The organism is Xenorhabdus bovienii, assembly GCF_024721015.1.
GTDB lineage: Bacteria > Pseudomonadota > Gammaproteobacteria > Enterobacterales > Enterobacteriaceae > Xenorhabdus > Xenorhabdus bovienii.
In genome coordinates this window covers 1-12,521 of sequence record NZ_JANAIF010000007.1, presented here as the reverse complement: position 1 = coordinate 12,521, position 12,521 = coordinate 1, and the positions used below count along the sequence as shown (strand labels likewise).

The following is a 12,521-nucleotide window of genomic DNA, read 5'->3' as shown; positions in this document are numbered from 1 at the left end:
GAATAACGACACAAACCGAGTATTTCTGGGCTGAAGCTGTCCCCTTGATTCAACCAAGCCAAACCGCTCCATCTCGGCTCTTAATATTCGAAAAAATTATTTCAGATGACATAATATGTTATCGAACGCACAATATGTCACTCGATGACATATTGTGTCAAATGACATTTTGCTAATAGTATCACTAGTCAACTATTACATAAGTGTCCTTTTATGCAATAATGGAGGTTCAAACACAGATCACTTATTCCAGACAGGAGGAAACAGGCGCGTGACAGATAGAGAAAAAGTTGGCCGCCGTGAGCGGAAGAAGCTTATGCTGAAGGATGCCCTAATTAAGACATCTTACGAACTTTTTGCTATTAAGGGATTTGATGAAACTCGAGTAGAAGATATCACTGAAAAAGTTGACGTTTCTACCCGCACCTTTTTTCGATATTTTTCCTCAAAGGAAGATGTTGTCCTTGACTACCAAGAGGCAGAACACAAAGACTTTATTGCCGCACTCATCCGCCGTCCGCCTCATGAACCCGCGTTATCAGCATTACGGCATACAGCTGTCGAAATTATGAAAAGATGCGAAGGAGGTTCTTATGGCTTTAATACGAACTGTTTCATGACCCTTCAAGACTTGATAAGGAACCATCCTTTAATTCGGGCAAAAAATCTTCAGCGCGGAGAGGATCGGAAACCCCCTATCATTTCGTTAATCGCTCAACGTATGGGAACCGACCCTAAAATAGATATTAGACCAGGCGTCTTAGCCGGCGTTTTAGATTATGCACATTGGGCTACATATGACGTTTGGAAGCGGAAAAAACACTCTTCTATGCTTTACTCTGATGTTCTTGATGAAGTATTTCTAATTATCGAGAATGGTCTCAACTTTCCAGCAAACAATCAGCCAGATATCTAGTGACCTTACCCTAGATAACCGAAAAGTTCGGGTAAACGCAGGCAGGGGGTTATTAACGACCGGCTAAAAAGCACTGGATGCGAGTGGATTTTGGTCATTATCACTGGAACGAAAAAAGGACCTTTCGGTCCTTTTTTCTGTGACTTGCAGACTTTCATAAAAATCTACAGTCCTGAATTTGGAGCGGGAAACGAGACTCGAACTCGCGACCCCAACCTTGGCAAGGTTGTGCTCTACCAACTGAGCTATTCCCGCATTGCTGATGACTACTGTCAGCCTTAATTTCTAGATACGAACATCCTATAACCATTTGATTTAAAGGAATTTTTCTATATTTACGTACCAAGATGGGCGCTATTATGGACTTGTTTGGAGAAGATGGCAAGCCCTTTGCACACAACCCAATACCAAACGTTCAAAATACATTCTAACTGACGTGACATGGACATTTTACACCCGTTGTTGCCCTCATTTTTCTGCCGCATAGCAGGGTCAATATGTCACTCTCTGCTAACCATTGACGAAAGATTAAAGTCATAATCACCTATCATTCAATCATTACATTGAATGGCAGCATATCGCTCTATCTTCGGATGGACACCGCTCATGACAGCAACCGCATTCCTGCCGTTTGCAATCGCTCTCATCGCAACAGGACGGATAGCAACGCCTCTAGTGGGCCGTATCGGTGCAGCACGAGTGACAAGTACTGGCCCGATGGTCAATAGCGTCCATGTATCGGTCATCAACAGCGGCCTGGCATTGCCGATGGATTCCCACTAATTTTTTTTCGGATTAACAAACACTGGACGAATTCTTTTCAAAGGAAAGCAGACTTGCGTGGAGGTTTACATAATAAGAATTGGAGCGGGAAACGAGACTCGAACTCGCGACCCCGACCTTGGCAAGGTCGTGCTCTACCAACTGAGCTATTCCCGCTTACATATCGATGCGTGGTACTTTTGGCGTAGTACTTTCGGTATGCCGTACTGTTGAAATTCTTCATCGGTACGGGGAGCGCATTATACGAAAAATCATTGCCCTGACAAGCCCCCCAACACAAAAAATCGCGTTCTTTTCTCTGATTGATGATTAAATCAGCAAACAATCCGTTTCATCATCAATCCAGAGATTAATTATCGTACACCCCTTACACCAAACACACTTTTTTATTTCTGGATAAAGTGCTCGCGGTAGTACACCAACTCAGCAATTGATTCCCGAATATCGTCCAATGCCTGATGAGTATTTTTTTTGCTGAACCCCGACAACATTTCAGGCTTCCAGCGGCGAGCCAATTCTTTAAGCGTACTGACATCCAGATAGCGGTAATGAAAATATTTCTCCAACTCTGGCATATAACGGAACAGAAAACGGCGATCTTGACCCACACTGTTCCCGCAAATAGGAGATTTTCCCGCAGGAACCCACTGCTCCAGAAAAGCAATCGTCGCTTTTTCTGCTTCCACATCACCAAACTGACTTTGTTTCACACGCTCAACCAGCCCACTTGCAGTATGCGTTCGCACGTTCCAGTCATCCATCAATGCCAGTTGTTCATCAGGCTGATACACCGCAATAACTGGCCCTTCCGCAAGGATGTTCAGTTCCGAATCGGTGACAATAGTCGCGATTTCGATTATGCGATCGCGCTCTGGATCCAAACCGGTCATCTCTAAATCTATCCAGATAAGATTGTTCTCATTTTTTGACATGATATATCCTAGTTTCCTTCAAAACAGATAGTCTGTATCAGTGGTGTATCATAACGTTTTTGATCACTCACAGCGATAATCAGCAAAATAGATGAAATAAGTGAGGTTCGGTGGCTAAGAATAAACTCTCCAAAGGGCAGCAACGCCGTGTTCAGGCCAATCACCAGCGCAGGCTGAAGCAGCCGCTCGACAGGGCTGCCAATAAACCAGAAATGGATGACAGCCTGTTTGGTGAGCCACAGGAAGGGCTGGTTATCAGCCGATTCGGGCAGCATGCAGATATTGAAGCCGCAGATGCTTCCATACAGCGCTGCAATATTCGCAGGACAATTCGCTCACTGGTCACGGGTGATCGCGTCGTATGGCGACCCACATTACAGCTCCAAACTGATGTCAAGGTCAATGGGATCGTGGAAGCTGTGCATGAACGCACCTCCGTCCTTACTCGCCCTGATTACTACGATGGCATTAAACCCATTGCAGCCAATATCAACCAAATCATGATTGTTTCCGCTATCTTGCCTGAACTTTCGCTGAATATTATCGATCGTTATCTGGTTGCGTGTGAAACACTTAATATTGAGCCTCTGATCGTGCTCAATAAAATCGATCTGTTGGATGCCGAAAGTCGTGCATGGGTCAACAGTGTCATGGACATTTACCGCCACATTGGCTATCGCGTACTGGAAGTTTCCAGCCATACCGGAGAAGGCGTATCCGAGCTAGTTTCCCAGCTGGTGGATAAAATCAGCATCTTTGCGGGGCAATCTGGGGTTGGAAAATCCAGCTTGCTGAATACCCTGCTGCCAGACGATGAAAAAGATATTCTGGTCAATGAAGTATCGGATAACTCCGGCCTGGGTCAACATACAACCACAACCGCACGCCTGTATCACTTCCCACAGGGAGGCGATGTGATCGACTCCCCTGGCGTCCGTGAATTTGGATTATGGCATTTAACGCCAGAACAGGTAACACAAGGTTTCATTGAATTCCGTGAATACATTGGCGAATGCAAATTCCGTGATTGCAAACATCAGGCTGATCCCGGATGTGCCTTGAATGCAGCACTGGAGCAAGGAGCAATTGCAGAAGAGCGTTTCGAAAATTACCATCGAATTCTAGAAAGCATGGCGCAGGTTAAACCACGAAGAAATTTCACGGATGTCCAAAAATAAGACAATAATTAACGATACGTTACCCTGACATTCAACATAATGGCGGGTACAATAGTAGACTTTTGCCCAATTTGCCTATCAAAAATCCAAGAGGTTGATGTGCTGGATAATATTAAAATTAAATTGCAATATTTACTGCCAAAACAATGTATTACTAATTTGGCAGGCTGGTTCGCCAATAAAAAGGCGGGCTGGTTGACACAGCTTGCAATTCAATCTTTCGCCAAAGTCTATAAGGTAGATATGAATGAAGCCAAAAATTCTTCATTCACAGCTTACTCAACATTCAATGAATTTTTTGTCCGCCCATTAAAAGAAGGCATTCGTCCCATCGTCAATGAAGCTCACCAGTTGGCGCTGCCAGCAGACGGAACCATCAGCCAGCTCGGGATGATCCGTGACGATCAAATTATTCAGGCCAAAGGTCACTACTATACCGTAGAAGCTCTGCTGGCCGGCCAGCATCAACTTGCTGAACAATTCCGCAATGGCCATTTCGTCACAACTTACTTATCACCCAAAGATTATCACCGTGTCCATATGCCGTGTGACGGCGTACTGAAAGAGATGATCTATGTTCCAGGCGAGCTGTTCTCAGTCAATCCATTAACCGCAGCAAATGTCCCTAATCTGTTTGCACGTAATGAGCGGGTCATCTGCCTGTTTGATACAGCTTTCGGTCCAATGGTACAGATTCTGGTTGGTGCAACTATTGTCGGCAGTATCGAAACCGTCTGGAGCGGCTGTGTCACACCACCGCGTGAAGGCATCATCAAGCGTTGGGCTTATCCAGCAGCAGGTCAGGAAGGCGCGATTTCTCTCAAGAAAGGAGAAGAAATGGGGCGTTTCAAACTGGGTTCAACGGTGATTAACCTGTTTGCGCCCAATCAGATTCAATTTGCCAATAATTTATACAGCGGCTCACAAACCCTGATGGGTGACCTGTTGGCGCAGGCTGTCACAGCAAATGAAGAGCAGGCAGCAAATGCAGATGATGAATCTATGAACAAAGATATCATCAGCTAATTTTCACCACCAAGGAGCCCCTTATTGTGCGCCTGATTATCAGTTTACTTTTCAGCCTGTTTCTTGCGAATCCGGCTTTCGCTTCGATAGCACAGTTGGATGAAACCCAACTGAAACAAGAGCTAAAACAGGTTGGAGGCAGTAAAAATCCACAGGATGCTGAAATCGCACAGGCACTTCAAGGGGCAATAAACTGGCTTAACGATGCTAAGTCCACCAATGAACGCAGCCAGACATACCAACAGACTATTGATGATTTTCCCAAGATCATCAAAGAATTGCGTCAAAAAACTCTTACTGAAAGTGATATTGTCCCCTCAATTCCGGCCAATCAGTCTATCGGTGAGTTAGAGCAGCAGACTCTCCAGACCAGTAGCCAGTTGTTGGAGCAAGAGCGCCAACTACAACAGGAACAGGATAAGATCCGGGAAATCAGTGATTCAATGAACCTGCTGCCCCAACAGCAGGTTGAAGCGAGACGACTGCTGGCTGAGGCAACTTCCCGCCTCCAATCCTTGGGTACGCCTCCGACACCCCTGACCGAAGCCCAATTGAAACTTGTTCAGGCCGAAGTCAGTGCCCGCAAAGCGGTCACCAATGAACTGGAGATGTCACAACTTTCTGCTAATAATCGGCAGGAAATCGCCCGCATGCGGGCAGATTTATTTAAAAAACGTTATCAACGTCTGGATCTCAAACTCCAGCAATTACGCAACCAATTAAACATTCAACGCCAGCAGAAAGCAGAATCGGCCCTCGAACATACTGAAATGCTGGCGGAACAGGCGGGTGGAAAACTACCACAGTTTTTGCTGGATGAGCTCCATCAAAACCGCCAGCTGTCACAACTGCTCAGTCAACAAACCCAACGCATGGAGGCCATTGGCTCACAGCAACGCAAAGCTGCTAACGATATTCTACAAGTACGCCGAACACTCAATACCATCCGTGAACAAGCGGAATGGCTGAGTGATTCAACCGCACTCGGTGAAGCATTAAGAACTCAATTAACCCGCATCCCTGATGTGCCGAAATCCCAGCAACTTGACCGAAATATTGTGGAATTGCGGGTCGAAAGACTGAAATATGAGGAAATGCAGGAGCGCTCCCAGCAGGAAAATGATCAAGCATTGCCTTCGCCTCAAAACCTGACATCAGGGCAAAAGCAGGTCTATGAATCTCTTATCCGTACCAGAAAAGAGTTATTGAACTCCCTGCTCTCAGGTTATGACAATGAAATATTGGAACTCACAAAACTCAAAGTCGCAACCAACCAGTTAAATGATGCTTTAAAAGAGATAAAGGATGCTACCCATCGATACCTGTTCTGGGTCACGGATGTCAATCCTATTTCACTAGACTATCCGTTGCTTGTCGTTCAGGATCTGACACGGCTGCTCTCTCTGGATACGTTATCTCAGCTAGGGGTCGCAATTCACGTTATGCTGACCACGAAAGATACCCTGCTCTATTTACTGGGTACGCTATTGCTGGTGATTTTCAGTATCAGCTCACATCGTCAATATCATGCGTTCCTTGAGCGCTCCAGCAACCGCATTGGCAAAGTCACACAAGATCATTTCTCGCTTACCCTGCGTACCGTTTTCTGGTCTATTGTCGCTGCATTGCCCCTGCCGATACTTTGGTCAGCCATTGGTTATGGGCTGCAAAATGCATGGCAGTACCCGATGGCCACCGCGATTGGGCTCGGTGTCAGTGAGACAACGCCAGTCCTGTGGGTTTTCATGCTCAGTGCGTCATTTGCCAATCCGAATGGTCTGTTCATCTCCCACTTCCGCTGGCCTGAAGAACGCATAAAACGGGCAATGCGGTTTTATCGTCTGTCTATTTTCTTGGTTGTGCCTCTCATGATGGCGTTGATCACGTTCAATAATTACAGTGATCGCGAATTTGCCGCGACACTCGGCAGGCTGTGCTTCCTGATGCTGTGCGTTTCCCTGAGCCTGGTGACCAGCAGCTTAAAACGCGCCGGAGTACCACTGTACATGGACAAACACGGTTCAGGCGAAAATATCATCAATTCTGTTCTGTGGTGGATACTGCTCTCTGCCCCGATCTTGGCCGCTCTTGCGTCTATACTCGGCTATCTGCAAACTTCACAGGCGCTGCTGGGACGTTTAGAAACTTCTGTCGCCATCTGGTTCTCCCTGCTGGTTATCTACCATATTATTCGCCGTTGGATGCTGATCCAGCGGCGAAAACTCGCCTTTGAGCGAGCAAAACAACGCCGAGCAGAGATCCTGGCTCAACGCGCTAAAAGCGAAGAAGAGACGGCCAATACTAATAGCAGCGTGGAAGGCTCCATTGAAGTTGAAGAACCGGTGATCGATCTGGATGCAATCAGCGCCCAGTCTTTGGGGCTGGTACGCTCGATCCTGACGATGATTGCGTTGGTTTCACTGATTCTGCTGTGGTCAGAATTACATTCTGCCTTCTCTTTCCTGGAGAATATCCGGTTGTGGGACGTCAGCACGACGGTCAACGGGGTCAATACCATCCAGCCAATTACCATGGGGTCAGTTCTGATTGCGATCTTAGTTATCGTCATCACCACGCAGCTTGTCCGCAACCTACCCGCGCTGCTGGAACTTGCCCTGTTGCAGCATCTGGAACTGACACCGGGCACAGGTTACGCCATCACGACACTAACCAAATATGGCCTTACGTTGATTGGTGGGATTGTGGGTTTCTCGCTGGTTGGCATTGAATGGTCGAAGATTCAATGGCTGATTGCTGCAATGGGTGTGGGTCTGGGTTTTGGGTTACAGGAAATTTTTGCCAATATTATCTCTGGCCTGATTATTTTGTTCGAAAAACCCATCCGGATTGGCGATACCGTCACTATCCGTAATTTGACTGGCAGCATCACGAAGATCAATACGCGGGCAACAACGCTGTCAGACTGGGACAGAAAAGAAATTATTGTTCCCAACAAGGCATTTATTACCGAGCAATTCATCAACTGGTCACTGTCTGACACGATCACCCGTATCGTCTTAACGATCCCGGTGCCGGCTGAAACTGATTCCGCAGAAGCGACTGACATATTAATGACCGCATCCAGACGGTCACCATTAATTATTGATAACCCGATGCCAGAAGTGTATCTAGTTGATTTACAAAACGGTATTCAAATTTACGAACTGCGCGCTTACGCAGCGGAGATGGGGCATCGTATGCCCGCCCGCCATGAAGTGCATCAATATATTTTGCAGGAGTTCCACAAACACGGCATTACCCTACCATTCCCGCCATTTCAGGCACGTGTTGATATCTTCGGACAAGAAATCCGCAGTGCCACAACCAATATTTCGGGCCGCAATCCACCGCGTAAACCGGGAGAACTATAAGCTCAATTCGAGATGATGAGGCGTATACCTTTTCAGATAAGTGGATTACTGGCTTTAAATGGCGTTTCGATCTTGGGAAACGCCATTACAGACATTGCCATTCCGTGGCTGATTCTAGAAATATCAGGCAGTCCACTGCTGGTCGCAGCCGTGATGTCTGCCAAAATAGTGCCGTTGATATTATCCATTTTCTTTAGCGCACAACTGGTAGATAAATACGGAGCCTTCCATATTTCAGTCTTATCTGATTTGGTGAACTTCCTGAGCGTCTTACTGATCCCCGTATTTTATACAATGGATATCATGCACTTTTACCTGTTGGCCACTTTGCTGATATTCTCGACAATTTTGGATTCTCCGGGACGTTTAGCAAAAGACGTAATGCTGGCGAAAGAGATTAAACAGAATAAAAGTGAACATGAGTTGATCAATGGAATCAACAGTACCATTGAAAATATTTGTGACCTTACTGGGCCTGTATTGGGTTCATTGATTATTGCCCTGTTCGGTACAATCAACGCCCTATACTTCGATGCGGTTAGTTTTTTAGTGGTTGCGCTGGGGCTGATTATTCTGAAGAAACATTTTGTCACCAATATCAATGAAGTTACTGAGGTTCCTTCCCTGCCACACCACTATTTCCTTGAAGCACTCAAATACGTTAAGTCAGAAAAGGAACTGTTTTCTATTCTTATCCTGAGTTCGGTGGTCAATTTTGTCATCGCTCCATTCCTGATCGTTTATTTACCTTATGTGAATAAGGTCGAGTTTAATTCCGTCGTCAGCCTTGGTGTTTCCATGACCTGCTTTGGCTTAGGCACAACGCTCTCTTCCTTGTTGTATGGTATTTATGGTAAGCATTTTTCCAGCAACCAAATCATTCTCTCTGGCTATAGCCTGCTGGTATTGTCTCTGGTCTCTCTCAATCTGTTCAATGGGCAATATATTCTTTTTGCCCAGCTATTTGCTATCGGTTGCTGCATTGGTTTTTCTGCTCCAGTTGAAATCACTCTGCTCCAGCGCCAAGTGCCAGAGAATCTGTTTAGCCGGGTAATGACGCTGTTTTCTTCTACGCGCTTTCTTGCCGTGCCTGTTGGGTACGTCTGTTTTGGTACTCTGCTGGGATCCAACCTTGCTAAACAAACACCGCTGCTCATGGCAGCAATGGTATTCGGTGGTTTATGGATTTATCTGGTTATGCGTGGGAGAGCGAAATGAAGACAACTCTTTTTCAAATTGACAAACTATTACAACACCATGTGTCTTTGCCCTTATACCGCCAAATATATCAGCGTTTTATTCAAGCGATTAATCAGGGCATATTGCGACCTGAACAACGTGTTCCGTCTATTCGTGCGTTATCCAGTGAACTGCAAGTTTCACGCAGTACAGTGGAATCTGCCTATGCGCTATTACTGAACGAAGGCTATCTAGAGGCCAGAGGGCAGGCCGGTACTATTGTGTCCCCAAGGCTTGCAGACAGGGTATTACAGCCCCCTGAAACACTTATATCATCGTCTATCGATGTGACTAGTATATCTTTATTCGATTCCGCTTCATCCATTCATCCCTCACCTTATCAACTAGGGCTACCAGCGTTGGATCTCTTTCCCCGCAAATTATGGAACACCCTCACCGTCAAACAACTGCGTTTGCAAAGCCGATATATGTCTTACCCGCAACCTGAGGGCTATTTGCCGTTACGAGAAGCCCTTGCGGCTTATCTTCAATTATCACGTGGGGTGAGCTGCTCCCCACAGCAGATTTTTATCACCGCTGGCTATCGCGGCGCTCTTAACCTAATTGCTCACACCCTGATACAACCACGGGATCAAGTTTGGCTCGAAGATCCCTGCTTTCCTCCCAGTCAACATTTTCTATCTCAAATAGGCGCTGAAATTATTCCTGTGCCAGTCGATCAAGAGGGCATGAATATTTCGGGGGCTCAAGAACTCGCCCCAAATGCACGATTTGCTCTGGTTACACCAGCACATCAAAGCCCATTAGGCGTTACGCTGTCAATGGCACGAAGGCAGATGCTTTTAGCGTGGGCAGAACAGAATAATGCCTTTGTCATCGAAGATGATTATGACAGTGAATATCAATATGATGGACGCCCTCACCCTGCACTGGCCAGTTTGGGATCTAACAATGTTTTGTATATCGGCACATTCAGTAAAGTTCTGACGCCAACACTCCGGCTTGCCTATCTCGTCGTTCCTCCCCATCTGTTAACAAGATTTAATGCTGTATGCCACACTCGGCAAGATGGCTGTCCTTTATTACAGCAGGCCGTCGTCACGGATTTCATGCAGGGAGGTCATTTCGCCCGTCATTTACGTAAAATGCGCACTGCCTATGCACAGCGACGCCAGATAGTCATTGAGAGTTTGAATCAAGTTTTTGATAGCCGCCTGAGGTTCGATATTCCCGCAGGTGGCCTGCATTTGCTGGCAAGACTTGCGCATTATGAAGATGATGTAGCACTGGCTCAACTCGCCAGAGAGCATGGGCTTAGCATTACCGCCTTGTCCGCACGAAGATTGAGCTCAGATTGTGGCAAGGGATTACTGTTTAGTTTTGCCAATGAAACCACCCCCGAAAATGCTTTGAAACATGCTCAATTACTGCAAAAATGCCTGCCTACTACATCAAGAACCAGTAATTAAACGATCACTGACGCATACCGATTGCAAGGCGATTCATTCCATTCATTAATGCAATCGCGAAGGTCAGATCAGTGATTTCTTTATCCGTAAAATGGTCTTTCAGCGGTAAATAGGCATAGTCATCCGCATGTGTTGTAACAACATGAGTAAGGGATTCAGCCCATTCCAGAGCCACCTTTTCACGCAGGGTAAACTGACCGCTGACACGCCACCCTGCCAGTTCAGACAAACGGCGTTCAGTTTCCTGATTTTCCCGCAAGGATTGACTGTGTTTGTTCAAACAGAAAGCACAGCCATTGATTTGGGAAATACGCAAATAGACCAATTCAATCAGTGCTAGACCCAATGGACTTTCTTCCAGCTCTTGCTTTATTGTACGGAAACCCTGTAACAGCTCTGGTGATAAATCATAATAGGCAAGGCGCAAACTACTCATGAATAAAACTCCTTATCTCATATCTTTGTGAATGTGGTAAACGATATAACAATCCATCAATTAGGATAAGGGACAAGATGAGTGTTTTTAGCCATGACAAGTTATTTGGCTTAGAGAAAAAGCAGATAAACAATCACTCATATTCAGAGCAATAATATATCCTATTTGTAGGATAGTGATTATTTATAAAGATAAAAACCGCCGATCATAATTTTTGATCGGCGGTTTTATGAGTATGCAAAACCAACTTCTCAATTAGTGATGCACTTTTAGATATTAAAGCATTCCTTTAGGATCTGCTCCAAAATCGTTATCTCCTTTAGATCCTTCCAAGCAGAAGAATACCAATAACGCGATGCTTAAAATCGGAACAAAAGCCAGTAAAAACCACCAACCGGAGCGATTGGTATCATGGAGACGACGGATCATCACTGCAAGTGAAGGAATAAAAATCACTATTGCATAAATCCCCAATAACCCAACACCTAAAGTTTCACTGATTGCAGACCCTAAAACACAAAGAACTATAATGGCAATGTAGTTAAACAGAGTAAACATCCAATACTCTTTACGACGTGCACGCCCTGAGAAATTAGCGTAATTCTTTAAAACATTAAGATACCAGTTCATAATATCACTTATTTGAATTATATAAAAAAGCAGACAAACTATAAAAGATGACGGATTTTATACCAAATTATATTTTAAAGTCTATAATCTACTAATCAAAATAAGAGTATTTGGTTGTTTATGACAGCATCATAAGGAAATGAATTCAGAAATTCTCCCAAATACCAAACCAGGAACACTATATACATAGATACCTCTGGCACATATCAAAGTTATACATTAACTTATCAGAGGAATACACCAAAATAATTCATTATTAATATACAGTTAGCAATAATTTATTCAGCACACTTATTATTAATTTAGTTATTTTTGTAGAAAAAACCAATATTGAGTTGAAAATATCCTATATGATGGCTCATCAACGGGAAAATCAAAAAATGCGGTGCTCACAGCAGAGATGTTTACATATTTTTAACATCTACCTATTATCCCAGAATGAATACTAGGCTGTGTCCCTTAATGTAAATTGATAGTATTATCATCTAACTTGTTTTCAATACGGGAAAAAGATGATGGCACGCTACGACATTCCTGATGACGCATGGATAGTGATAGAACCTTGTTTACCTCCGGTCCA

10 protein-coding genes and 2 tRNA genes are annotated in these 12,521 nt (G+C 44.9%); 7 read left to right on the top strand and 5 right to left on the bottom strand.

Annotation, left to right across the window (positions count from 1 at the left end; translation table 11 throughout):
- Positions 1-271: 271 nt before the first annotated feature.
- Positions 272-916: a TetR family transcriptional regulator gene (locus NXS07_RS03520; protein ID WP_258086184.1), complete on the top strand. Its 645-nt coding sequence runs from the start codon at positions 272-274 to the stop codon at positions 914-916.
- 179 nt (positions 917-1,095) lie between these two features.
- Here NXS07_RS03520 and NXS07_RS03515 read toward each other — a convergent pair.
- Positions 1,096-1,171, bottom strand: a tRNA-Gly gene (locus NXS07_RS03515).
- 351 nt (positions 1,172-1,522) lie between these two features.
- Here NXS07_RS03515 and NXS07_RS03510 point away from each other — a divergent pair.
- A complete protein-coding gene (locus NXS07_RS03510; protein WP_258086183.1) occupies positions 1,523-1,699 on the top strand; it encodes a hypothetical protein in 177 nt (58 codons plus the stop codon).
- 80 nt (positions 1,700-1,779) lie between these two features.
- Here NXS07_RS03510 and NXS07_RS03505 read toward each other — a convergent pair.
- Together NXS07_RS03505 and orn are read right to left on the bottom strand one after the other, a co-directional pair.
- Positions 1,780-1,855 (bottom strand) — tRNA-Gly (locus NXS07_RS03505).
- Between the two features lie 230 nt (positions 1,856-2,085).
- Positions 2,086-2,631, bottom strand: a complete 546-nt coding sequence (gene orn, locus NXS07_RS03500; RefSeq protein ID WP_038197016.1) for an oligoribonuclease — start codon at positions 2,629-2,631, stop codon at positions 2,086-2,088.
- 110 nt (positions 2,632-2,741) lie between these two features.
- Between orn and rsgA the strand changes: the two genes are divergently transcribed.
- The 5 genes from rsgA (at position 2,742) to pdxR (ending at position 10,875) form a co-directional block, all read left to right on the top strand.
- Positions 2,742-3,809 carry a small ribosomal subunit biogenesis GTPase RsgA gene (gene rsgA / locus NXS07_RS03495; RefSeq protein WP_038218768.1) on the top strand — a complete coding sequence of 356 codons (1,068 nt, stop codon included), beginning with the start codon at positions 2,742-2,744 and terminating at the stop codon, positions 3,807-3,809.
- Positions 3,810-3,911: 102 nt separating this feature from the next.
- On the top strand, positions 3,912-4,835 hold the full coding sequence (asd, locus tag NXS07_RS03490; RefSeq protein WP_046338127.1) for an archaetidylserine decarboxylase: 924 nt from the start codon (positions 3,912-3,914) through the stop codon (positions 4,833-4,835).
- Positions 4,836-4,861: 26 nt separating this feature from the next.
- A complete protein-coding gene (gene mscM, locus NXS07_RS03485; protein ID WP_258086182.1) occupies positions 4,862-8,206 on the top strand; it encodes a miniconductance mechanosensitive channel MscM in 3,345 nt (1,114 codons plus the stop codon).
- Between the two features lie 12 nt (positions 8,207-8,218).
- Positions 8,219-9,424 (top strand): MFS transporter, encoded by a 1,206-nt coding sequence (locus tag NXS07_RS03480; RefSeq protein WP_038205889.1) that lies wholly within the window; start codon positions 8,219-8,221, stop codon positions 9,422-9,424.
- Positions 9,421-10,875, top strand: coding sequence for a MocR-like pyridoxine biosynthesis transcription factor PdxR (pdxR, locus tag NXS07_RS03475; RefSeq protein ID WP_258086181.1), 1,455 nt, complete (start codon positions 9,421-9,423; stop codon positions 10,873-10,875). The genes NXS07_RS03480 and pdxR overlap by 4 nt, the downstream gene beginning before the upstream one ends.
- 4 nt (positions 10,876-10,879) lie before the next feature.
- On the opposite strand, the gene NXS07_RS03470 is transcribed toward pdxR, so the two are convergent.
- Entirely contained in the window at positions 10,880-11,311 is a 432-nt protein-coding gene (locus NXS07_RS03470; protein ID WP_038197021.1) for a carboxymuconolactone decarboxylase family protein, read from the bottom strand.
- A 276-nt stretch (positions 11,312-11,587) separates the two neighbouring features.
- Entirely contained in the window at positions 11,588-11,941 is a 354-nt protein-coding gene (locus NXS07_RS03465; RefSeq protein ID WP_071824483.1) for a DUF805 domain-containing protein, read from the bottom strand.
- Positions 11,942-12,521: the final 580 nt, after the last annotated feature.